Here is a 23,431-nt window from a genome sequence, read left to right on the forward strand (position 1 = left end):
CCTGAGCTGCATCCAGGGCTCCGAAGGCCTCAGGTGCGGAGCGCCTCGATGGTCTGGTAGGCGTCCCAGAAGCGCCGCATCTGTTCACGGGTGCCGATGCTCACCCGCAGCGATCCATCAATCAACGGCTTGCCGGTCATCGCCCGCACCAAGATCCCAGCAGCGCGGAGCTCCTGATCCACCTCAGCGGGATCACGCTGGGGCCAGACCAACAGGTAGTTGCCTCCCTCCACGTGGTGGCGCACCCCGGCAACCCGCAACTGCTCCGCCATCCAGGTGCGGGCTTCGATCACCTCAGCCACATAGCCATCCACATAGGCCTGATCCTTCAACGCCGCAAAAGCAGCGGTGACGGCAAAGCTGTTGATGTCGTAGGGGCCGGTGACGCGGCTGATGCGATCCACCACAGCGGCATGGCCGATAGCAAAACCGATACGCAGGCCCGCCAGGCCAGCCGTTTTGGCCAAGGAGCGAAGCACCAGCAGATTGGGTAGTGAGCTGAAATCGGCCAGGGGCAACACGCTGTCGCCAGTGAAGGCTTCGTAGAGCTCATCCACCACCACCAACGTTTGCGGGGCAGCAGCAGCCAGCGCCAGGATCTGCTGCGGCGCCAGGCGCGTGCCAGTGGGGTTATTGGGGTTGCAGATCAACAGCAAGCGAGGGTTGGCGTTGAGCGCATGACGGATCGGCTCCAGCGGGAAGGCAAACGCGGCACCTTCGTAGGGAATGGCCTGGATCGCCATGCCCTGCATCTGGGCGCAGGGGGTGTAGTAGCCGAAGGTGGGCGATGTGGTGAGCAACGTCTCGCCGCGGTCGCCATAGGCATGAAAGATGGCGTGGATCGCCGCGTCGACCCCGTTGAACAGCCCCACCTGCTCAGGCTGCAACGGCAGATTCAGATTGGTGATCACGGCCTCCCGCAGGCCGTCGTATTCGGGATAGATCGCGATCTGATCGGCAGGGATCGCCCGCAACGCCTCCACCACCTGCGGGCTCGGGCCGATGGTGTTCTCGTTGAAATCGAGCCGCAGCATCGGGCGCCGCCCCTCCAGCGGTGCGCTGTAGGCATGCAGGCTCTCCACCTCGGGGCGAGGCTGAGGGAACGAACTCTGCGAGGACGGATGGTCCTGGGCGGTGCGGTCTGCTGTCATCCGTTCACATGCGCTCGAGCGTGGGAATGCCCAACAGACCCAGCCCCAGTTTGAGGGTGTTAGCCGTGAGGCGACAGAGGGCCAGGCGGGAAGCGCGGGCTGGCTCATCGGCCTTCAGCACAGGCACCTGGTCGTAGAAGCGGTTGAAGACCTGGCTGAGCTCAAACAGGTAGGTGCAGAGACGATTGGGCAGCAACTCCTCCTCCACCTCGGCGATCACGGCGTCAAACTTGAGCAGCTCGCGCACCAGGGCCCATTCCTGCGGTTCGTGGAAGCTGAGGGGCTGATCGATCGGCACTGAACTGCCCTCCAGGTCACCACCTTTACGAGCGATGCCGGCGATGCGCACCACCGCGTAGAGCAGATAGGGCGCGGTGTTGCCCTGCAAGGCCAACATCCGGTCGAAGCTGAACTGGTAGTTGGTGATCCGGTTCTGGCTGAGATCGGCGTATTTCACCGCCGCCAGCCCCACCGTGGTGGCCACCTGCTGAATGAAGGCCTCCTCCTCCTGGCGGCCCTCCTCCTCCAGGCGGCGGCGCAGGTCGGCCTCAGCCCGCTCCACCGCCTCATCGAGCAGATCGCGCAGACGCACGGTGTCGCCGGCGCGGGTTTTCAGCTTCTTGCCGTCTTCCCCTTGCACCAGCCCGAAAGGCACGTGCTCCAGCCGGCCGTCTTCAGGTACCCAGCCGGCTCGGCGCGCCACCTGGAAGACGCCGGCGAAATGGTTGGCCTGGCCGGCATCGGTCACGTAGATCACCCGGCGGGCGCCATCGCCATCCGGTGCAGCGCCAAAGCGATAGCGGATCGCCGCCAGATCGGTGGTGGCGTAGTTGAAACCACCGTCGCTCTTCTGCACGATCACCGGCAGCGGCTTGCCGTCCTTGCCGCTCACACCCTCAAGGAACACGCAACGGGCGCCGTCATCCACCACCAGCAGACCGGTGGCCTCCAGATCGGCCACCACACCCTCGAGGTAGGGGTTGTAGAAGGATTCACCACGCTCGCTGAGACGAATGTCGAGCCGGTCGTAGATCTTCTGGAATTCACGGCGGCTTTGATCGCAGAGCAGGCCCCAGGCCTTCAGCGACACCGGATCACCGCCCTGCAGCTTCACCACCTCCTCACGGGAGGTGGTCTGGAAGGCCTCGTCGTCGTCGAAGCGCTTCTTGGCCTCGCGATAGAAGGCCACCAGATCGCCGAGGTCCACCGCATCGGCCGTGTCGAGCGCCTCGGGTGCCACCTGTTTGAGGTGGGTGATCAGCATCCCGAACTGGGTGCCCCAATCGCCCACATGGTTGAGCCGCAGCACCGGATGGCCGCGGAACTCCAGCACCCGGGCCAGCGAGTCGCCAATGATCGTGGAGCGCAGGTGCCCCACGTGCATCTCCTTGGCGATGTTGGGGCTGGAGAAATCCACCACCACCGGCGATCCGCCCTGCACCGCCGGCACCCCAAGGCGTTGGTCCTGGAGGCAGGCCTGCACTTCAGCCGCGAGCCGCTCGGGGCGCAAGGTGAGGTTGATGAACCCGGGCCCTGCGATCTGGGGCTCGAGGCACAGCTCCGCAAAGCTCGGATACGCCTTCAGCTGCTCCACCACCGCCGTGGCGATCGCCCGCGGCGGCTGCCCCAGCGGTTTGGCCAGTGGCAACGCTCCATTGGCCTGAAAATCGCCGAACTCGGGCTTGCTGGCGGGGGCCAACTGGGGATCGAACCCACCAGCCGGCGGCGCCGCCTCAGGAAAGGCACGCTCCATCGCTGCTCGCAGCTGGTTGTCCAGGGTTTCAGCGATGCGGAGCATGGAATCACCCACCACCCCCAGGGGCGGCCTTCAAGGTGATGTGATCATCCCCCTTGAAGCTGCCGGCGCAGATCCGCCAGGGTGAGCGCATCCAGGCCGTAGCCCCGCAGGGTGGATTCCAGAGCCGCCAGCCGCTGCTCCGCCGGCAAGTGGGCCACCTCTTGCCACACCGTGCTGCCAATGGGGCCGATCAGGCGCAACAGCAACTGCTCTCCATCCACAGCCGCAGGCTCGTCCCGCTCGGGGGTGGTGGGCTGAAGGGCCTCCGCCACGACGGGAGCTGACTCAGCCACCGCCTCCGAGACCTGCTGCAACAGCGACTCCACAGCTGTCTCCGGAACGCTGGCCTGGAGCAATAACTCGCGCAATCGCTGCGGATCAGCCGCCGCAGCCCGCTCCATCTCCGCCGTCCAGATCAGATCAGCGATCGGACCAATCGCCAGGCGCAGCGCTGCCAGGGTTCCGAGCCCAGGCCCCGCCTGTTGAGCCGGGGAGGACACAGAGGCCTGCGGGCGCTCGGGTTCCACCGCAACCGCCGGCTCCGGCTGCACCTGCGCGGTGCGGCAGGCCTCCTCCACGTCAGCGCGCGCCAGGCCGGCCGCCACCAACCGCTCCTGCAGCGCAGGCACCTGTGCGGCCGCAATCACGCTGGGCTGGCTGTCGAGCAGCAACTCCACCATCGGGCCATAGGTGCTCACCAGCTGCTGATGCAGCACGGGCTTACTGAGCGCACCGTGGCTGGTCGCCGAGCTCCCCAGCGCCGGGGCGGAGCTGGCCAACGGAGCCGTGGGCGGCTGATCGAGCAGCCGCAAGGCATCAGCTGCCTGCTGAACCCGCCGGGCCGGCAGGTCCTCCAGCAGGGGGGCCAGCCAACCAGCCACCTCCGCCTCCACCCCCTGCAGTGACCAACAGCCCTGGGCTTCGTCGTAGAGGCTGGCGGGATCTTGACCGGTGTAAAGGCTCAAGGCCGACACCCCCAAGGCGTAAAGGTCGGCGGCTGGGGTGAGCCGGCCGAAGCGAGCTCGCTCCGGCGCTGAGAAAAACGGACGCCCAGCCTCAGACACACCCGTGAACCCTGCGGTGCGCTGATCGGACCCCGCATCCAGGCGGGCTTTCAGCAACGAGAAATCCACCAGGAAGAGCGGGCCCTCCTCCTGTGGAGGGATCAGGTTGGCGGGGTGCAAATCGCCATGGACCAGACCAGCCGCATGCACCTGCTCGAGCACCTGCAGCACCTGACGCAGCAACTCCGCCAACCGCTGCTTGCGCCGCAGCAAATCCAGTGATCCCTGGAGGGATGGGCCAGGAATGTATTCCTGAATGAAGCAGAACATCCCTGCGCGGGCATAGGCATCCAGCACCCGCGGGATACGAGGGTGGCGCATCCGATCCAGACAAGCAGCCTCCACCTGCAGAGCCTCCACCAGCGACGGCCCTGCAGGGATGAGCTTCATCACCGCCTGGCGCTCCCGTTGCCGCTCCTGGAGCAGCAAGGTCTGCTGAGCGGGAGAGCGTCCCAACGGGCGCACCAGCTCAAACGGCGTATCCGCCAGCAGCATCTCCAGTTGCACCGCCTCGGGCGCATGGGCCTGGGCGAAATCGAGCAACTGCTCCTGGCCCAGGCAATAGGCCTGCATCGGCTCTGGCAACCCTTTGAGCTCCACCTCGCCCATGGGCTGTGCCAGGCGGCGAAAACGGGGGTCGATCAGGTCGTAAGTGGAGCGCACAAACGCCACACCATTGGCAGGGCTCACGGTCTGCAGACGCGAGGCCAGATGTACCCCCTGCCCGAGGATGTCGTCGCCGTCGGCGTAAATCTCCCCGGTATGCAGACCAAAGCGATGGGCCAGGGATTGACGCCCCCTCGCCGTCAGGTTCTGCACGCAGGACTGAATGAATTCCAGCGCCTGGGTGGGGCCATCAAACGTGGCCAGCAAGCCATCACCCAGAGATTTCACCAAGGAACCGCCATGGCGCTGCAACTCATCACGAATCAGCGCCAGATCTTCTTTGATGCGCTGAATCGCAATCAGCTCATCGGCAAAGATCTTCACGGAGGAATCGACCACATCGCTGAACACGATGGCCTTGAGCTGGCGTTCACGCCCGGCCATCAATTCGCTCCCTCAGCATTGAGTTGCTGTTTGCGACCGTAGACGGCATAAGGCTGCCCTTTCAGGGGCAATGTCCAGCTCTCCACGTTGGTCACGACTGTGCGTAGCCGTTGCAACCGTTGCGCCTCCGGCAACACCCCAGCCACATAACCGAGGCTGGGAGGAAGCTGGGCAGCACTCTGGTCCAGCAGCTTCAGAAACGGTTGGTGATCAGCCGCCACCAGGGGCTGACTCAACACCAACGCACCCACGGGGATCAGATTCGGATCATCAACGATCACCCGAACATCCGGGCCGGGATCAGGAAGCGAAGCATCCCAAGCGATCACATCCAGCCTGCCGGCCCGCAATTGATCGAGCAACTCGCGGTAACTCAGCGCATAGTCCACCGACTGCAGACGCAACCCGTGCAGGTTGTAGAGGGGCAGATAAAAACCGGTGAGCGAACCGCGCGGCAATAAGCCCAACCGGGCGCCGTTCAATTGTGCGAGCGTGCGCCGCTCACTACCGGACGACACCAACAACTGCGAACGTGACTGACTGCGCTGCCCAAGCGGGCGCAGCAGGCTGTAGTCGCGGTTGCCAGCCCCCTCCATCGCCAACGCGGCCAGGCCAGGCGGCAGGAATGCCAAATCCCATTCACCGGCCCCGAGCCGTTGCCGTGCCTGCTCCGGGCTCGCCACCGGCTCCAGCGATACCTCACAGCGACTGGCGACGGTGAGCAGATCGCGAAGACTGGAAATCTCAGGGTCAAGCAACACGGCTTGTCCCGCTGAACCACGACCTTCTTCAGCTCCCACGAATCCCACCCGCAGCTGACCGGTCGGGCCGCAGAGGCTCATCTGCGCAGCGGGTTGCTGCCCGCAGCCACTCAAGATCCCAAGCAATGAAGCAACGGCCAGCAGCGGCCGCCGCACTCCCAAGCCAGCAACGCTCATGGGCGCCCTTGCCGATCCTTGAGCATCTGCATCGAGATGGCCAAGCTCTGCTTCATCCGCTCAAAGCTGCGGGCCAGCAGACCGATCTCATCGCTGCGGCTGCGCTCATCGAACGACACGGTGGCTGGAGTGACGCTGGCCTCCTCCGCCTTACGGCTGATCTCACGCATGGGGCGCAGGATCAATTGATTCAGCACGCTGTTGGTGATCAGCCCGACCGCCACAAATGCGATCACAAACAGCAACGCTGTGGTGAACAGCGACCGGTCTTTCGCCTCAAACACAGCTTTTTGAGGCACCGTGACAATCTGAGCGCCCACGATCTCATTGAGCTTCCAACCAAAACCGCTGCTATCGCCATAGGTGAGCAGTTGACTGGCCGGTGCCCGATTCGGGGTGGAGTGACAAACAAGGCAACTCTCTTTGGTGATCTTGATCGGCCGCGCCACAAAGTGCATCGGACCAAGCGGCGTGCTCTTCTCCCCCGCCAACGTGGTCAGCGATGGTTCATTGCGAAAGCGCTCAATCACCCCTGTTTCAAAGCTATCAGCCTTATCACGGAGGTTTGTGGGATTGAGCGCCGCTTCGCGATAGGAATAGTCCCTGTACTCGGGCTTGGCCTTGAGATACGAAAAGACCGTCTGAGCGGAATAGCTGGGTACAGACTCAGGACGGAACGCACCCGGCCCCTCATTCAGCGGCGCAACAATGGGATTAACGTCTTTACTGGTGTATTCCCGAACGGCCAACATCGCATCCATGAAGAAGCTGGAGCGCTGATCAATCAGGTTGCGTGCCTGGAGGCCAAAGAGCTGATTCAGCAGCAGCACAGCCACCAGGATCGAGACCGCAAAGATGGCCGACAAGGTGATGGCCAACTGCTTGCGGAGCGGCCGTTGCCCGGAGCCGACCATCCAGCCCTGGAGCACCGGAAACTTCATGTTGCAGCCACAGTTCGCCCCCACAAGGTAAGGGGCACGCTGCAAAAGCAACAGCCCCTGATGCGACCGCACACAAGCCGGCTGAACTCAGTTCTCGAAGCGCATGCTCAGATCCAACCAGCAACTGCGGGTGACGGGCGCGCTGGTGGAAATCAGATCAATGCCCGTGGCTGCATAGGCCCGTAGCTGCTCGGGCTGAACGCCGGAAGCCTCCAGGACCACGGAACGACCTGCCGCCAGGCGGCGCAGCACTGGCACCAGGGCCGTCAGAGCCGCCGGAGTGAACTCATCCAGCAGCACCCCATCTGCCCCCGCTTCCACCGCCTCAAGGGCCTGCTGCTCCGTTTCCGCCTCCACGATCACCCGCGCCGGCCAAGGGGCCGAGGCCTGCACTGCCCCCACGGCCTGGTGCACACCACCGGCCCAGGCCAGGTGGTTTTCCTTCAGCATGGCGGCATCATCGAGGCCCATGCGGTGGTTCACCCCGCCGCCGCAACGCACCGCGTATTTCTCCAACACCCGCAGCCCTGGCGTGGTTTTGCGGGTGTCCGCCAGGTGCACGCCCGTGTGCGCCAACTCCGCCGCCAGGGCTGCGGTGGCTGTGGCAATGCCCGACAACCGCATGGCCAGATTGAGAGCCGTGCGCTCCACACCCACCAGCGCCGCCGCCGAACCCTCCAGCTCGAGCAAGCGCTGGCCAGCGATCACCCGCGCACCCTCCTCCACCAGCAACCGCACCTGCCCATCGGGATCCAGCTCCTGCAGCAAGGGCTGGAGCAGCACGCCTCCGCAGAAGCGCCCTTCTGCCTTGGCGATCCAGTAGGCGCGGCCCTGGCATCCCTGCAACGCAGCAGCGCTGAGATCGCCGCGGCCGAGGTCCTCCATCAGCCAGGCCTGCAGCTGGGCTCGGAGCTGGGGGGTGATGGTCAGGGGAGCTGCCATCCAGGCACGCGTTGCAGCTGAGCCCGCCCATTCTGTGGGCCCAGCTGGGGGCTCACTTGCCGATGCAGAAGCGGGAGAAGACGCGATCCAGCACCGCTTCGCTCACCTCCTCACCCGTGATTTCACCCAGGGCCCGCACCGCAGCACGCAGATCAATAGTCCAGAAATCCCAGGGCAGCTGCTGACTGGCCGCCTCCAGGCTGGCGCTGAGGCTGGCGGCGGCGGCGGCGGCGAGATCCTGCTGACGGCGATTGAGGGCCAGCTGCACGCCCTGGGGATCGCTATGGCCGCAGCGCGCGAGGAGCTGGTGCACCAGTTCGGTTTCGCCCGCACCGGTGAGGGCGCTGATGCAGACATCAGCTTGCACAGCGGGAGCCCCAGTGAGCTGATCGGCCTTGTTACCCACCACCAACACAGGCACGCCTTCGGGCACCAGCTCGCCAAGAGCGGCATCGTCATCGCACCAGCCGGCGCTCAGATCAAAGAGCAACAGCACCGCATCGGCGACCTGAAGAGCCGAGCGGCTGCGCTCGATGCCGATCTGCTCCACCCGATCGGTGGTGGCGCGGATGCCGGCGGTGTCGAGCAGGGTGAGCGGCACGCCCTGCAGCACCAGTTCGCTCTCCACAAGATCGCGGGTGGTACCGGGCAGATCGGTGACGATCGCCCGCTCACTGCAGCTCAGCCGATTCAGCAGGCTGGATTTACCCACATTGGGGCGCCCCACGATGGCGACGCGCAGGCCCTCACGCAGCAGCTGACCGCGCTCGCCATCAGCAACCAGTTGCTCCAGATCCGTGCGCACCGCCTGGAGCTCCAGCGCCACAGCGTCGCCATCGAGGGGCGGCAGATCGTCTTCGAAATCCACCCGCGCTTCCAGCTCCGCCAGCTGATCGAGCAAGCGCTCACGCAGGGCGCTGATGCGCACCTGCAAGCCGCCATCGAGGCCGGCCATCGCCAGCTGTGCGGCTCGGCGGCTGCGGGCCGTCACCAACTCGCTGATGGCTTCAGCGCGGGTGAGATCGAGGCGGCCATTCAAAAAGGCCCGCTGGCTGAATTCCCCAGGCAGGGCGCGCCTTGCACCGCTGACCAGCACCAGCTCCAGCACCCGCTGCACGCTGATCAAGCCGCCATGGCAATGAAATTCCACCACTGTTTCGCGGGTGAAGCTGCGCGGCGCGCGCATCAACAGCAGCAGCGCCTCATCCACCCGCTCGCCATTAGCGGGATCACACACGTAGCCGTAGAGCACCCGATGGCTCTCCCAGGGCTGATCTCCCGGTGCTGAAAACAGCCGTTGGCCAATCGCTTCTGCCTCTGGGCCCGACACCCGCACAATCGCCACGCTGCCCTCGCCGGGAGCGATGGCCGTGGCCACAGCAGCGATGGTGTCGTCCGGCAAGGCAAGAGGCAGGCGATGCCTCCAGTGTCTCCCGGCGCTCAGCGGCTCAGGCTTGCGGGAATCCCGGGCAAACCATCAGATCGATGTGCCCACCGCTGGGATGGCGCCACTCGCGGAACTCTTCCGCAAGGGCTCGGTGGGCCTGGGTCTGCTCCTCGTGCTCCAGGGAGATCAATCGCTGATGCACCAGATCGAGGGTGTCGTCGATCAGTTGAGCGGCCTGTTCGGAGGTCATGGCATCGGCTGCAGCGTGGCACCGTCGTAGGCGCAGCAACAGGGCGGAGCTGTAGTGCACGCCACCGGGCCTGGCTTGTGTGGGGGGATCAGAACGCAGCCCGCTCAAACGCGGCAACCACTGGCCAGGAAGACACCCACAAAGGCCCAGGCCTGAGGGTCGTCCACCAAAGCATCCGCCGCCGCGAGCGTGCCGGCAGCGGCCTCAAGCTCGGCGCCGCTGAGCAACAGGCGCTTGAAGCCGAGGGTGATGTCGAGGAAGGCGCGCATGCCGAGCTGGCGTGAGCTCACCGTTTCCACATGCACGGCCACGTCGCCAAAGCCGGCCGCCTCGAGCAACCCGCCGAGCTCGCGGCCGATGTGGCGGTTACCGCCCTGACGCGCCTGGGCGCGAGCGGCCGCTTCGGTGAAGGACCGGAAGCCCTCGGGCTCAGGCACCAAGCTGAGCCAGGCATCGTCGATGTCCATGATGCAAAGCTTGCCGCCGGGCTTGAGCAGGCCGCGCACCGCCTGCAGCGCCCGCAGCGGATCTTCGAGGTGCTGGAACAGCAGCCGGGCGTAGATGAAATCGAAACGACCGGGCTCCAGCGGCGGGGCATAGACATCGCCCTGCAGAAAGGTGATCCGCTCCAGGCCGGCGGCGGCAGCTTCCTGGCGCGCGGCATCCAAGAGGTCGCCATTGAGGTCAATCGCCGTCACCCGGCTGGCGGGATGGGTCTCGGCGATCAGTCGGCTGATCACACCGGGGCCGCAGGCCAGATCCAACACGTCCTGTCCGTCCTGCAAGCCCATCTGCAACAGCAGGCTGCGCTCCAGCTCAGCGGAGCGGCGGGCTTGCAGCTGCAGACGGTCCAACTCTCCACTCGCCGTGCCGAGGGCGTTGAAGTCATAGGAACCGGCAGAGGAGGCAGCAGCCATCGGGAGCACGGGGTTCAGGTGGATTGGCTCAGCTGCCAGAGGCGATCGGTGGTCTGCGCTAACCGCTCCGCCAGCACCATCGAGAGGTTACGGAGCAGCAACGCCGCTGCATCCGGTTGATGCCGAATGGAACGATTCAGGAAGGCCTGGGTAAGCACCAGCACCTGCATCGGCGTCACGGCAATCACATCGGCGCTGCGACGAGCCCGGCCGAGGAAGCCCATCTCCCCAAACACCGCACCCCGCTGCAGAAGCGCCAGGGAGAGCCGGTGGTCGTCGTGTTGTCGCCACACTTCCGCCACCCCCTCCAGCACCACGAACAGCTCCTGCTGCGGCTCCCCCTCGCCCACCAGGCGATCACCGGGCTCGCAGCTGAGCACGGTGCCGGTCTTGAGCAGGGTGCGCGCCTGCTCCTCGCTCAGCCCCCGGAACAGCGGGATCTCCTGCTCGCCCTCCCGCAGGGCATCACCCACCGCCGCCCAGAAGTGGTCGGGCTCCACCAGCCGGTGATTGAGGCCGCGATAGCTCTCCCCGATCGCGGCCATCCAGCCGGCATCACCCCAGCGGTCCTCGCCCTGGCGGCTAGCCGGGTGGCGGAGCAGCGGCGAACGGCTGTCGCGCAGATGCTCGCGATCGTGCAAGGCGAGCAGCATCGGCACCTGATAGCCCACCCCCGCCAGCTCGAGACCGGGGCAGAAGCGGCGGTAGCCCAGCTGCTCATAGAGCTCCACCAGGCCAGGCTTGGCGTGGCACAGATCCACACGCACACCGGCCTCGGCGGCATCGCCGTAGCAGCGGTTGAACAGCAGTCCCAGGGCTGCGCCACCGCGCCAGGCGGGCAGCAGCATCAGGCGCGAGGTGTGGGAGATCGCCTCCGGCGGAAAACGCTCGAGCAGCGGCGCCATCGGCAGGGGCTCCAACTCCCGGAGCGGATCGTTCAGATCGCTGAGGCGATTGAGGCGCAACGTGCCCACCAAGGCACCGGCCTCGTTCTGAATGGCATAGAGGCGAGCGCTGGCATCAAGACCATCGCGGATCCAGCGGCGCTGGTGATCGGCCGCCGGAGGCGATTTGCCCATCTCCTCCACATAGATGGCGTAACGGAGTGCATAGATCGCCTCCCGTTGCTCGGGGGACTCAACCAGCAGCACCTGGAGGTTCATGGCCTGCGTTGCAGCAACGACATGTCGACCTGCGCTTCATTCCAGGTGATGCCCCGCAGGGGCTCGGCCAGGGCCGCACTGATCGCACTCGCCAGCAACAACGGAAGCAACAGCTGGGGATCTCCCTGCAGGGTGAACACGAACAAGGCACAGAACAAGGGCGTGCGATTGGCAGCGGCAAACAGGGCGGTGGCACCGATGGCCGCCAGCTGGGCCTGGGCCTCAGGCGGCAGGAATCGCAGCGGTGCTGCAAGCAACGACCCCAGACTCATGCTGTCGTGCATCAGGCCCCCGGGCGAACCCGCCGCAATGCTCAGCAGCGAGGCCAGATAGCGCCAAAGCAGCGTGGCGGCCGTGCCGCCCGGCTCACCCTGCAGCTCAGCCGCCAGCGACAGGGACCCATCGTTGAGGCTGAGGCCGCCACTGAGCAACGCCAACAGCGTGAGCACGCCTGCCACCGCCACCGCAACCGGCAGGTGCTGCGCCCGCAAACGCCGGCCCAGCCAACCGGCCAGGGGAATCAGGAGGCGTACAAACAGAGCACCGAGCAGCGCACCGAGCACGGTGACCAGCAGCGCCCACCCCCAGAGATGCCCAGGCAGCATCCCGAGCTCCAGGCCTGCGAGGCGAGCCGGCTGGCCGAGGCGGGAGGCCACCAACGCGCCACTGCCGGCCACCAACAGAGTGGGCAGCACCAGCGGCAGCCCTTTCTCGCGGCTGAGCTCTTCGATGGCGTAGGTCACCCCCAGGAGGGGTGAGCGGAACGCGGCCCCAAGGCCGGCGCCGGCACCGATGGCCGTGAACAGCGGCAGAGGCATGCCCGCCCAGGCGCCATGGTTGGGCCAGCGGCGACGCATCGCCAGGAAGCACGCGGCGCCAAGGCTGGCGGACGGCGACTCGACCCCCACACTCATGCCCGCCAGGTGGGTGAGCACCATCAAGGGGAGGCGGATGAGCTGCGTGCGCAAGCTGAGACGCTCCTGCATCGCCGCTTCCGGGGCACCCTGCTGCATCGCCAGGGCAGGGGTGAGCCCGCCGCCCCGACCAGCAGCCAACGGCCCCCAGGCCAGCCAAAGCAAGAGCAAGGCCCCCACGAACACCAACGCCGCCCCTTGCCAGGGCACACCTACGGCATCAAGCCAGAGGCGGCGTTGCAATTCAAAGCCCAGTTGCGACAGCCACTGATACGGCCGCTCCAGCAGCCCGAGCAGGAGGCCCAGGCCAAGCCAGGTGAGCAGCGCCGCGAGGGCGTTGCGGTCGACACTCACGAGCCGATGCCGGTGCGGGCGATGTCGAGCACATCCGCCATGGAGCGGATCTGGTCGAGGGTGTCGCGCAGCTGGTGGGCGCTCTGCAGCTCCACCCGCAAGTCGATGCGGGCCGGCTTACCGGGATTGGTGCGCACGCGCGCATCGCTCACGTTGATGCGGTGATCGGAGAGCCGCGTGAGGATGTCTTTGAGAACGCCAACGCGATCGAGCACCTCGATGCGCAGCTGCACCGGGTAGCGGCGGCGCAGTTCATCGGAGGCTTGCGGGTTCCACCGCACCGGCAAACGGCGCTCCACCGGCACCGAGCTGAGGTTGGAACAGTCCTGACGGTGAATGGTGATGCCGTGGTTGCCGAGGGCCACGGTGCCCACAATCGCTTCGCCGGGTAGGGGGCTGCAGCAGCCGCCCATGCGGTATTCCAGGCCCTCGAGCCCCAGGATCGGGCTGGCTTCGCCATGGGTGCTGACTGGAGCCGCCGGCGCTGCCGAAGCCTGGGCTTCGACCTTGCGGGCCAGTTCCTCGTTGCTGAGCACCGGCTGGGCTTCAGACGAAGCCAGGCGCAGCTCCTCCCGCAGGCGGTTGAGCACCTGATGCAGGGTGACGCCCCCAAAGCCGATGGCCGCCAGCAGGTCTTCAGTGGCCACCAAGTTGCAGCGCTTGGCCACCCGGGCCATGGCCTCCCCGTTGAGCAGGGCATCAAAGCCATCACGCCCCAGCTCCCGCTCGAGCATGTCGGTGCCGCGCTGGATGTTCTCATCGCGGTGGCTCTTTTTGTACCAATGGCGGATGCGATTACGCGCCGTAGGCGTGGCCACGAAGTTGAGCCAATCGAGGCTCGGGTGCGCCGATTTGGACGTGACCACCTGCACGAAATCGCCGTTCTGCAGAGGCGTGGCGAGGGGGCAGAGGCGATCGTTGATGCGCACACCCTGGCAGTGATTGCCCACCTCCGAGTGAATGCGGTAGGCGAAATCCACAGCCGTGGATCCTTTGCGCAGGCCCACCACATCGCCCTTGGGCGTGAACACAAACACCTCTTCATCGAAGAGGTCTTCCTTGATCGAACGCAGGAAGTCGTTGCTGTCGTCGCCGACACCATCCTTCTGCCAATCCACCAGCTGCCGCAGCCAGTTGAAGCGCTCGGCATCGGAGCCAGTGGCCGCGGGCGAACCGCCTTCTTTGTATTTCCAGTGGGCGGCAATGCCGAATTCAGCTACGCGATGCATTTCGGCCGTGCGGATCTGCACCTCAATCGGCCGATGCCGACCGATCACCGCCGTATGCAGGGATTGGTAACCGTTGGGTTTCGGCAGACCGATGTAGTCCTTGAAGCGACCAGGAATCGGGCGAAAGGTGTCGTGCACCACCGCCAACGCCCGGTAGCAACTCTCGAGATTCGGGCAGATGATCCGCAGCGCGGCCACGTCGTAGATCTCGTGGAACGCCTTCTGCTGGCGCTCCATTTTGCTCCAGATGCCATAGAGATGTTTGGGCCTGCCGCTCACCTCGCAGTCGGCCAAACCCACTCCCGCCAGGCGATCGCGCAGCAGCTGCACCGTGACACCAAGGCGCTCCTCGCGGTCGCTGCGCTTGCTCGCCACCTGCTGCTGCACATCGCGGTAGGCCTCGGGCTCGAGGATCTTGAACGCCAGATCCTCCAGTTCCCATTTGAAGCGGCCGATGCCAAGGCGGTTGGCGAGCGGGCCATAGATCTCGCGGGTTTCGCGAGCAATCCGCTGCTGCTTCTCCGGCTTGAGCGCACCAAGGGTGCGCATGTTGTGGAGCCGGTCGGCCAGCTTCACCAGCACCACGCGGATGTCGCTGGCCATGGCCAGGAACATGCGGCGCAGGTTTTCGGCCTGGGCCTCAGTTTTGTTGGTGAAGTGAATGCCGCCGAGCTTGGTCACCCCCTCCACCAGGCCGCGCACCTCCAGCCCGAAGTGCTGCTCGATCTCTTCAGGGGTGACGTCGGTGTCCTCCACCACGTCATGCAGGAAGCCGGCGGCGATCACGCCGGCACTGGCGCCGATGTCGCGCAGGAGATCGGCCACCGCCACGGGATGACAGATGTAGGGCTCACCACTGGCCCGCACCTGGCCGTCGTGGAGCTGAAAGGCGAAGTGGAAGGCGGACGCCAGCAGACCTTCGGCGTCGGTGGGGCAGCTATCGCCTGCCCCGGGGGGCACATGCTCGATGCAGCGGCAGAGCCATTCGGGCAGCTCGATGCCGTAATCGCTGGGGCCATGGATCTGGCGCACACCGATCGCAGGGCTGGCGTGGCTTGGAGCCGCCGCTTCCGCTGTGCCGGTCACCGCCTGGAGCATGACGCCCTGCCGTTCAGTCCATCGTATGCAGCAGCTGAAACAAACCGGCCCCATGTGCGGGTCTGCAGGCGAAGCGGCTGCCAACCTGAACACGAACAGCCCAGCCGCGCCCGCCATGGCCGCCCGCCAGACCTCCGGCCCGGTGCTGCAGCTCGATCAGCTGGTGGTGCGCTACCCCGGCAGCAGTGCCGACACCCTGGCGGGCCTGAACGTGCGCCTGAACCCGGGCGAACGCCTGGCCCTGGTGGGCCCCTCCGGCTGTGGCAAGAGCACGGTGGCGCGGGCGGTGCTGCAGCTGTTGCCCCAAGGGAGCGTGTGCAGCGGCGGGCTGCAGCTCTGCGGCGAAGATCCGCGCCGGCTGAAACGCAGCGCCCTGCGGCGGCTGCGGGGTGAAGCCGTGGGCCTGGTGTTTCAGGACCCGATGACGCGGCTCAATCCACTGCTGAGCATCGGCGAACACCTCAGCGACACCCTGGCCCAACACCGCCCCAGCTGGAAGCGCCATCAGGTGCGGCTGCGGGCCGAGATGTTGCTGGAGCGGGTGGGCATCAGCTGCGATCGCTATGGCAGCTACCCCCACGAATTCAGCGGTGGCATGCGCCAACGCCTGGCGATCGCCCTGGCGATGGCGCTGGAGCCGGCGCTGGTGATCGCCGATGAACCCACCACCAGCCTCGATGTGGCGGTGGCCGGGCAGGTGATGGAAGAGCTCTGCCGGCTATGCGAGGAATCAGGCACGGCCCTGCTCCTGATCAGCCACGACCTGGCGATGGCAGGCCGCTGGTGCCAGCGGATCGCCGTGCTCGATCAAGGCCGCCTGGTGGAGCAAGCGCCTTCCACCCAACTGCTCACCACGCCGCAATCTGATCTCGGCCAACGGTTGGTGCACGCTGCCCGTGCCCGTGAAGGCAGCCGAACGCCGGCGGCTCCAGCCGAAGCACCGCTGCTGATCGAACTCGAGGATCTGCGCTGCTGGCACCCGCTGCCGGGTCTGCCCTGGCAGCGGCGTTGGTATCGCGCCGTGGATGGCGTGAGACTGCAGCTGCGCCAGGGCGAAACCGTGGGCGTGGTGGGGGCCTCGGGCTGCGGCAAGAGCACCCTCTGCCGGGCCTTGATGGGGCTGGCACCGGTGCGCGGCGGCGCGGTGCGCCTTGAGGGCCAGGATCTGCGCCGGCTGCGGGGCGAGCCGCTGCGGCGGGCGCGGCGACGCATCCAGATGGTGTTTCAAGACCCGCTGGCCTGCCTCAACCCGGTGATGACAGTGGCCGATGCCATCGCTGATCCACTGCTGATTCACGGGCTGGCGAGCCGCGCCGAAGCCCGCGAACGGGCCCGGGAGCTGCTGGCTTCGGTTGGGCTCAACCCACCGGAAGCCTTCGCTGGCCGCCTGCCCCGCCAGCTCTCGGGCGGCCAACAGCAGCGGGTGGCGATTGCGCGCGCCCTGGTGCTGCAACCACAGGTGCTGCTCTGCGATGAAAGCGTGAGCATGCTCGACGCCGAGATCCAAGCCGAGGTGTTGCAGCTGCTGCGGGAGCTACAGGAACGGCTGGGGCTCGGGATGATCTTTGTGACGCACGATCTCTCGGTAGCCAGCGGCTTCTGCCAGCGGGTGATCGTGCTCGACGGGGGCCGGATCGTGGAGCAGGGGCCTGGGGATCAACTGCTGGAGCATCCCGAAGCCCCGATCACTCGCACCTTGGTGGAGGCGTGCCCGCGACTGCCTCAGCCAGCCAGCTCCCACCACTGAGGCTTCATGAAATAGTCCTCGTCTTCGTAATCCACGAGGGTGCCGCCGGCATGGTTCACCAGATCGGAGGGGCGCACCTCAAAGCCGGCCTGGCGTGCGATTGCTGCCACCTCATCCGCATCCGCTGCTGACGTGGCAGACAGCTGCTGCTGCAAGGCAGGGTCCTGACGCACGGCAACGATGAAGGCTTGCAGGCTGTGCTCGGCCATGGATAAGGCCTCAGGCGGGAAGAAAGACCCAGTCTGGGTGCGGCGCCGCAGGACGGCGAGCAATTTCTCAAACACCTCCGGCAGCGGTGCTTCGAACAGCATCCGCTCGCGGCTGATTGGGTGATCCAGCCCCAGCTGGAAGGCGTGGAGGGCCTGACCAGGCAGCGCCATCGGCAACTTGCGGCAACGCGAGTACACCGGGTCGCCCACGATCGGGTGGCCGATGTGGGCGCAGTGCACCCGGATCTGATGGGTGCGGCCGGTATCGAGCTTGAAGCGCATCAGCGAGTAGTCGCCGAGGCGCTCCACCAGGGTCCAGTGGGTGCAGGCGTGGCGGCCGCTGTCGTCGTGCACCACGGCGTATTTCTTGCGGTCGGCGGGATGGCGGCCGATGGCGCCGACGATCGTGCCGTGCTCAGCGGCGGGCACGCCATGCACCACCGCCAGGTATTCGCGTGAAGCGATGCGCTTCTGGATCTGCACCTGCAGCTTCACCAGCGCTTCCTGGCTCTTGGCCACCACGATGCAGCCGGTGGTGTCTTTATCGAGGCGGTGCACGATGCCGGGGCGCAGCTTGCCACTGATGCCCGGGAGATCGGGGCAGTGGTGCAGCAGGCCATTCACCAGGGTGCCGTCTTTATTCCCTGGCGCCGGGTGCACGGTGAGGCCGGCCGGTTTGTTGAGCACGATCAGGTGCTCGTCTTCAAAGAGCACATCCAGGGGGATCTCCTGGGGCATCAGGTAGGGGAGCGGCTCAGGCGGCGGCATCCACAGCTCCACCGTGTCGCTCTGGCGCAGGGGGGTTTTGGCGCGGCCGGTGACACCGTTCACGCGCACATAGCCCGATTCGATGAATTTCTGAATGCGGGCGCGGCTCTGCTCGGGGCGCTGGGCCACCAGCCAGCGATCCAGCCGCATCGGCAGGGGTTTGGGATAGGTGAGGGTGAGCAGCTCCCCTTCGCCTTCGCCAAATCCGCTCACGGCAGTTCCAGGGCCAGAGGGCCCAGCATGCCCCGGCGGAAATCGTCGAGAAAGCGCTGCGCCATGCGAGCGGTGTCGCCGCTGGTGTGCCGGGCTGCCGCGGCCTCCAGCCAGCCATGGGCGTCGGGGCGCAGGGGGCGCGCAGGCCCAACAGGGGCACCATCCTGATTCTGTACAGCCTGTACAGAATGACCAGTAATCGGGATAGCGCTCTCCAGCGGCGGCACCGGAACCCCGTAGCGGCTCTCGAGCAGTCCGGGCTTCACACCGGAGGCTGCCGTACCTTCCAAGCCCGCCAACATCTGCACGAAGGCCATGGCCACGGCTTCACCGTCGTAGGCGGCCTGGCCGATGTCGTCGCACAGGGCAAGCCGCAGGGCAGCCAGCTGGTCGTCGAGTCGCGGCGGCAGCACGCCCGGGGCATCCAGCAGATCCAGGTCTTGCCCGAGGCGCACCCAGCGCAGGCTGCGGGTCACGCCGGCGCGGCGGGCGCTGTCCACCACCTTCTGGCGCACGAGGCGGTTGATCAGGGCCGACTTGCCCACGTTCGGGAAGCCGAGCATCAGGGCCCGCACCGGCCGGGGCCGCATGCCCCGGGAGCGGCGGCGTTCATTGAGCGCATCCCCGGCGCGGATCGCCGCCTGCTGCAGCTGCTTCACGCCGGTGCCGGCTTTGGCATCGCTCCACCAGGGGGTTTGGCCCTGGCTGCGAAACCAGGCATCCCAGGCGTCTTGGGCCGCTTTGGGGATCATGTCGCGCCGATTCAGCACCAGCAGGTGCTGCTTGCCGGAGATCCAGCGCTGCAGGCGCGGGTGGCCCGTGGCGGTGGGGATGCGCGCATCGCGCACCTCAATCACCAAATCCACCTTGGCGAGGTTGCCGGTGAGCGAGCGCTCCGCCTTGGCGATATGCCCCGGGTACCACTGAATGGCCGGGGCGGCGGAACTCAGCAACTCACTCACGGAACCACCAACACAGGGCAGGGCGCCAGCTGGATCACGCGCGAGGCGGTGCTGGGCGCTTCATCAGCCTCCAGCGTGAGCCCTCGCGTGCCCATCACGATCACATCGGCATTGATCTCATCAGCCACATCGCAGATCACGAAAGCAGGCTTGCCCTCCCGCTCGATCACGCCACAGCTCACCCCCTGCTCCTGAAAGCGGCTGCGCGCCTGCTCCAGCAGCTCAGCAACGGCCGCGGGGTCGTCCTGCTCGGGCTCCACCACCGAGAGCACCACCAACTTGCTCTGGTGCTGCTGGGCGAGCTTGAGGGCCGTGGCGGCGGTTTCAGCCGCCTGACGGCTGCGATCGATCGGGAAGAGAACGGTCTCGAACATGGCCGACTGGCCGGTGCTTTCTCTGTTTAGCGCCAGAAACGCTGATCACTGGAGAACCCACCAGTGAGGTTCCCCCCTTGACCGGCCCGCTAAATTCGCCCGACCTTTCCCTTAGCCCCCACCCATGGCGAAGCGTTCCCTGGCCAGCCTCTCCGCTGATGAACTGCGCGGTAAGCGCGTGCTGGTTCGGGTCGACTTCAACGTGCCCCTCAACGATGCCGGCGCCATCACCGATGACACCCGCATCCGCGCCGCCCTGCCCACCATCAACGACCTCACCGGCAAGGGCGCCAAGGTGATCCTCTCGGCCCACTTCGGCCGTCCCAAGGGTCAGGTGAACGAGGGCATGCGCCTCACCCCCGTGGCCGCCCGCCTGAGCGAGCTGCTGGGCAAGAGCGTGGTGAAGACCGACAGCTGCATCGGCCCCGATGCCGAAGCCAAGGTGGCGGCCATGGCCGAGGGCGACGTGGTGCTGCTCGAGAACGTGCGCTTCTTCGCTGAAGAAGAGAAGAATGAAGGCGACTTCGCCAAGCAGCTGGCAGCCCTGGCTGATGTGTACGTGAACGACGCCTTCGGCGCCGCCCACCGCGCCCACGCCTCCACCGAGGGCGTGACCCAGTACCTGAGCCCCAGCGTGGCCGGCTACCTGATGGAGAAGGAGCTGCAGTACCTGCAGGGCGCCATCGACGAGCCCAAGCGCCCCCTGGCCGCGATCGTGGGTGGCTCCAAGGTGAGCTCCAAGATCGGCGTGCTCGAGGCCCTGCTCGACAAGTGCGACAAGATCCTTGTCGGCGGCGGCATGATCTTCACCTTCTACAAGGCCCGCGGCCTGGCCGTCGGCAAGAGCCTGGTGGAAGAGGACAAGCTGGAGCTGGCCAAGGAGCTCGAGGCCAAAGCTGCTGCCAAGGGCGTTCAGTTCCTGCTGCCCACCGATGTGGTGCTGGCCGACAACTTCGCCCCCGACGCCAACAGCCAGATCGCCAAGGTGGATGCGATCCCCGACGGCTGGATGGGCCTGGATATCGGTCCTGATTCCGTGAAGGTGTTCCAGGACGCCCTGGCCGACTGCAAGACCGTGATCTGGAACGGCCCCATGGGCGTGTTCGAGTTCGACGCCTTCGCCGCCGGCACCAACGCCATCGCCACCACCCTGGCCGACCTGAGCGGCAAGGGCTGCTGCACGATCATCGGCGGTGGCGACTCCGTGGCAGCTGTGGAGAAGGCTGGCCTCGCCGACAAGATGTCGCACATCTCCACCGGCGGCGGCGCCAGCCTCGAACTGCTGGAAGGCAAGGTGCTGCCCGGTGTGGCCGCCCTCGACGAAGCCTGATCCCCGCGAGCGCTCAGCGCATCGCTGGCAAGGCCCCCGCAAGGGGGCCTTTTTTGTTGGTTGAGGCCGGCAGCCCGAACTCACTGTTTTTTCTTGCCGCCCTCGGGGAGCCCAAAGCGCTGAGCCAGGGCCTGATGCTGTTGGGCCTGCGCCACGCGCGACTTCTGGGATTCCGCCATCAAGCTCTTCCAGCAGGCGCTCACCGCCGTGGGGCTGCCGGCCTTGCTCAGACAGCTCTGGGCTTGATCGAGCTGCTGCAAACGCTCAGCGCTGCGGGTTTCCTCCATGCTGCGCAGGCCCTGGAGATACTCCGTGCGCTGGGCGGGGGTGAGGCGGCTGAGGGCATCCACCACAGGGCCACCAACACCACCTTTCTGGGGTTTGCTGAAGCCGGAACCGGCGCTGAGCACCAGCACGCCCGCCAGGGCAAGAACGGCGCGGGAGCGAAGGATGGAAGGGGCCATGGGGGCACCAGAACAAGACCCGCTCATGCTGCGCAACGCAGGCCGCTTCAGGTGCGTCCGCCGGCGACACAGCTGTGACCAGATGCAACTGAGCGGCCCTGCAGCACCACCGCAAAGCCGTTCTCGCTGCGCTCGCAGTGCAGCTGCCCCCCATGGCTGGCCGCCACCCGCGCCGCAATCGCCAGGCCCAGCCCGCAATGGCCGCTGCCGCCGCGGGCGCGGTCGAGCCGCAGGAAGGGCTGCAGAGCCTGGGGCCAAGCCTCGGCGCTGATGCCCGCGCCGTGGTCCCACACCTCGATGCGAAATCCGTCCTCGCCATCGCGCCTCAGCACCAGTCGCAGTGGCGGCCGGCCATGGCTCAAAGCGTTGTCGATCAGGTTGCCAACGGCGCGGCCCAGGGCGGTGGGCTGCACGTTGGCCTGCAGTGGCTCGAGATCGAGGCTGAGCTGATCCGGCTCAATCGGTGCACTGAGTTCTGCCAGCCATTGATCAAGCGGTAACTCCACGGCAGGCTCCGGATCACCGCCACCGGCAAACAACAAAAACTGCGCAGTGATCCGCTCCAGCGCATCGAGATCGGCCTCGGCCCGCTGCTGCTCGGCGTGACCAGCCAGCCGCAACCGCAGCCGGGTGAGCGGGCTTTTGAGATCGTGGGCAATGCCGGCGAGCATGGTGGAGCGCTCGCGGTCATTGGTGGCCAGCCGCTGCACCATCGCCTTGAAGCGGGCCGTGAGCCGCCGCACCGCACCGCTGCCCGCTGCCGGCAGGGGTGCGGCCGGCGACTCGCTGTTGCCCACCTGCGCCAGGGCCTGCTCGAGCTGTTGCAGCGGCCGCTGCACCTCCCACCAGAGGTAAAGCAGCGAGCTGGAAATGCTGCCCGCCAGCAAGGCCAGGCCCAACAGGAGCGGATCGGGGGCACCGCGACGCGAAGCATCCAGGGGTGTGAACAGCCACACCGGCTCGAGCGGAGAGAGCAACTCCACCCACACCCCAGGGCGTTCACCCGCCGCCGGCAACACCGGCGGGCAAGGGGTGATCTGCCGGCACAGCTCCTGCTGCAGCTGGCGAGCCTGGCGCTGCAAGCGGCCATCGCGACTCAGGGGCGGATTCGCCCCCACCCGTAACGGCAAACCGCTCAAGCGCGAGAGCGCTGCCGGGGGCAGGCGATCGAGGGCCAGCTCGCCCAAGCGCAAGTTGAACGCCACCTCGGGGCCGAGCTGGATGATCTGGGCCCGCTCCAATCGCTGGGCCAACAGCGTCTGCAGGAGCGCCAGGCTGAGGGCCGAGACACCGGCCCCCACCAGCGCGTATTTAGCGGCTGCGGGGCTGGCCATCGGGCACAAACACGTAGCCATAGCCCCACACCGTTTGCAGGTAGCGGGGGCGGGCGGGATCGGGCTCCACCAATTTGCGCACCCGGGACACCTGCACATCCATGCTGCGGCTGTCGGTGTCGGAACCGGGGCCGCGGGCCAGCTCGATCAACCGCTCCCGCGACAGGGGCCGATGGGGGTGCTGCACAAAGGCTGAGAGCAAGCTGAATTCACCGCTGGTGATCACCACCGGCACACCGCCGCGCTCGAGGCTGCGGGCCGCCAGATCGAGACGGTTCTCGCCGAACTCCACCAGCTGCCCCTCCGCCAGGGGCGTGCCGGCGGGCAGGGCCACGCGGCGCCGCAGCACCGCTTCGATGCGGGCGGTGAGTTCGCGCGGCAGAAAAGGTTTGCCGAGGTAGTCGTCGGCGCCCTGCTCGAGGCCGATGATCCGATCCACCCCGTCACCGCGGGCGGTGAGCATCACCACGGGCAGATCGTCGCCGCCATCGCGCAAACGGCGCAGCAGGGTGAGGCCGTCGTCGCCGGGGAGCATCACATCGAGCACCACCAGATCGGGTCGCTGGCCATCGAGCCGAGCCATCAGCTGCTCGCCGCTGCTCAGGCAGCGCACGTCGTAGCCCTGATCGGTGAGGTAGGTGCCGAGCAGCCGGCGCTGCTCGGGGTCGTCATCCACCACCCAGATCCGCGCTGAAGCCGAACGCGACGCCACTGCCATCGAGGGTTTCCAGGGCCTGGGCCGACTGTATGGAGATAGGGGTGCCAAGGCCGCCGCAGACAGATCTGGTCACAGCTTCATGGGGCCCAAGCGCGCTGGATCGAGCCATCACTCCA

The 23,431-nt window shown here is 66.6% G+C and carries 20 protein-coding genes and 1 pseudogene; 2 read left to right on the forward strand and 19 right to left on the reverse strand.

Annotated elements, in window-relative coordinates:
- Positions 1–29 precede the first annotated feature (29 nt).
- The 12 genes from CB0101_RS15005 to CB0101_RS15060 all read right to left on the reverse strand — a co-directional run bounded on the left by CB0101_RS15005 (position 30) and on the right by CB0101_RS15060 (position 15,196).
- A complete protein-coding gene (locus tag CB0101_RS15005; RefSeq protein WP_010305253.1) occupies positions 30–1,151 on the reverse strand; it encodes a histidinol-phosphate transaminase in 1,122 nt (373 codons plus the stop codon).
- Positions 1,152–1,155: 4 nt separating this feature from the next.
- Positions 1,156–2,949 carry an arginine--tRNA ligase gene (gene argS / locus CB0101_RS15010; protein ID WP_010305256.1) on the reverse strand — a complete coding sequence of 598 codons (1,794 nt, stop codon included), beginning with the start codon at positions 2,947–2,949 and terminating at the stop codon, positions 1,156–1,158.
- A 44-nt stretch (positions 2,950–2,993) separates the two neighbouring features.
- Positions 2,994–5,063: a protein kinase gene (locus CB0101_RS15015; protein ID WP_010305259.1), complete on the reverse strand. Its 2,070-nt coding sequence runs from the start codon at positions 5,061–5,063 to the stop codon at positions 2,994–2,996.
- Positions 5,063–6,001, reverse strand: coding sequence for a PhnD/SsuA/transferrin family substrate-binding protein (locus CB0101_RS15020; protein WP_010305263.1), 939 nt, complete (start codon positions 5,999–6,001; stop codon positions 5,063–5,065). The genes CB0101_RS15015 and CB0101_RS15020 overlap by 1 nt, the downstream gene beginning before the upstream one ends.
- A complete protein-coding gene (locus CB0101_RS15025; RefSeq protein ID WP_050778746.1) occupies positions 5,998–6,942 on the reverse strand; it encodes a DUF3365 domain-containing protein in 945 nt (314 codons plus the stop codon). Before CB0101_RS15025 ends, CB0101_RS15020 begins: the two co-directional genes overlap by 4 nt.
- Positions 6,943–7,029: 87 nt before the next feature.
- Positions 7,030–7,884: a carboxylating nicotinate-nucleotide diphosphorylase gene (gene nadC, locus CB0101_RS15030; protein WP_010305269.1), complete on the reverse strand. Its 855-nt coding sequence runs from the start codon at positions 7,882–7,884 to the stop codon at positions 7,030–7,032.
- 52 nt (positions 7,885–7,936) lie between these two features.
- Positions 7,937–9,286 carry a tRNA uridine-5-carboxymethylaminomethyl(34) synthesis GTPase MnmE gene (gene mnmE, locus CB0101_RS15035; protein ID WP_010305273.1) on the reverse strand — a complete coding sequence of 450 codons (1,350 nt, stop codon included), beginning with the start codon at positions 9,284–9,286 and terminating at the stop codon, positions 7,937–7,939.
- Positions 9,287–9,332: 46 nt separating this feature from the next.
- A complete protein-coding gene (locus CB0101_RS15705; protein ID WP_246833788.1) occupies positions 9,333–9,629 on the reverse strand; it encodes a hypothetical protein in 297 nt (98 codons plus the stop codon).
- Positions 9,626–10,438, reverse strand: coding sequence for a class I SAM-dependent methyltransferase (locus CB0101_RS15045; RefSeq protein ID WP_010305280.1), 813 nt, complete (start codon positions 10,436–10,438; stop codon positions 9,626–9,628). Before CB0101_RS15045 ends, CB0101_RS15705 begins: the two co-directional genes overlap by 4 nt.
- A 14-nt stretch (positions 10,439–10,452) precedes the next feature.
- Positions 10,453–11,601, reverse strand: coding sequence for a cyclic nucleotide-binding domain-containing protein (locus CB0101_RS15050; RefSeq protein ID WP_010305283.1), 1,149 nt, complete (start codon positions 11,599–11,601; stop codon positions 10,453–10,455).
- Entirely contained in the window at positions 11,598–12,869 is a 1,272-nt protein-coding gene (locus tag CB0101_RS15055; protein WP_010305287.1) for a chloride channel protein, read from the reverse strand. The genes CB0101_RS15050 and CB0101_RS15055 overlap by 4 nt, the downstream gene beginning before the upstream one ends.
- On the reverse strand, positions 12,866–15,196 hold the full coding sequence (locus CB0101_RS15060; protein WP_010305291.1) for a bifunctional (p)ppGpp synthetase/guanosine-3',5'-bis(diphosphate) 3'-pyrophosphohydrolase: 2,331 nt from the start codon (positions 15,194–15,196) through the stop codon (positions 12,866–12,868). Before CB0101_RS15060 ends, CB0101_RS15055 begins: the two co-directional genes overlap by 4 nt.
- Positions 15,197–15,311: 115 nt before the next feature.
- Here CB0101_RS15060 and CB0101_RS15065 point away from each other — a divergent pair, with 115 nt between their 5' ends.
- Complete coding sequence (locus CB0101_RS15065; RefSeq protein ID WP_136644322.1) at positions 15,312–16,943, forward strand: ABC transporter ATP-binding protein; 1,632 nt, start codon at positions 15,312–15,314, stop codon at positions 16,941–16,943.
- Here CB0101_RS15065 and CB0101_RS15710 read toward each other — a convergent pair.
- The 4 genes and pseudogenes from CB0101_RS15710 to CB0101_RS15080 all read right to left on the reverse strand — a co-directional run bounded on the left by CB0101_RS15710 (position 16,919) and on the right by CB0101_RS15080 (position 19,469).
- Complete coding sequence (locus CB0101_RS15710; protein WP_246833887.1) at positions 16,919–17,152, reverse strand: Nif11-like leader peptide family natural product precursor; 234 nt, start codon at positions 17,150–17,152, stop codon at positions 16,919–16,921. The two genes, CB0101_RS15065 and CB0101_RS15710, sit on opposite strands and share 25 nt — an antisense overlap.
- Positions 17,153–17,182: 30 nt before the next feature.
- Positions 17,183–18,133, reverse strand: a pseudogene (locus CB0101_RS15070) (RluA family pseudouridine synthase); the annotation flags it as partial.
- A complete protein-coding gene (gene ylqF / locus CB0101_RS15075; RefSeq protein WP_010305328.1) occupies positions 18,130–19,095 on the reverse strand; it encodes a ribosome biogenesis GTPase YlqF in 966 nt (321 codons plus the stop codon). The gene ylqF and the pseudogene CB0101_RS15070, both read right to left, overlap by 4 nt.
- On the reverse strand, positions 19,092–19,469 hold the full coding sequence (locus CB0101_RS15080) for a universal stress protein (protein ID WP_010305331.1): 378 nt from the start codon (positions 19,467–19,469) through the stop codon (positions 19,092–19,094). The genes ylqF and CB0101_RS15080 overlap by 4 nt, the downstream gene beginning before the upstream one ends.
- A gap of 124 nt (positions 19,470–19,593) precedes the next feature.
- Between CB0101_RS15080 and pgk the strand changes: the two genes are divergently transcribed.
- Complete coding sequence (pgk, locus tag CB0101_RS15085; RefSeq protein WP_010305334.1) at positions 19,594–20,799, forward strand: phosphoglycerate kinase; 1,206 nt, start codon at positions 19,594–19,596, stop codon at positions 20,797–20,799.
- A gap of 80 nt (positions 20,800–20,879) precedes the next feature.
- Here pgk and CB0101_RS15090 read toward each other — a convergent pair whose 3' ends face one another.
- Genes CB0101_RS15090 through CB0101_RS15100 form a run of 3 tightly spaced genes read right to left on the reverse strand, consistent with a single transcriptional unit; the run spans position 20,880 to position 23,315 of the window.
- A complete protein-coding gene (locus CB0101_RS15090; protein ID WP_010305337.1) occupies positions 20,880–21,263 on the reverse strand; it encodes a hypothetical protein in 384 nt (127 codons plus the stop codon).
- 47 nt (positions 21,264–21,310) lie between these two features.
- Entirely contained in the window at positions 21,311–22,597 is a 1,287-nt protein-coding gene (locus CB0101_RS15095) for a HAMP domain-containing sensor histidine kinase (protein ID WP_010305340.1), read from the reverse strand.
- A complete protein-coding gene (locus CB0101_RS15100) occupies positions 22,575–23,315 on the reverse strand; it encodes a response regulator (RefSeq protein WP_010305343.1) in 741 nt (246 codons plus the stop codon). Before CB0101_RS15100 ends, CB0101_RS15095 begins: the two co-directional genes overlap by 23 nt.
- Positions 23,316–23,431: the final 116 nt, after the last annotated feature.

Source organism: Synechococcus sp. CB0101 (genome assembly GCF_000179235.2).
Taxonomy (GTDB): domain Bacteria; phylum Cyanobacteriota; class Cyanobacteriia; order PCC-6307; family Cyanobiaceae; genus Vulcanococcus.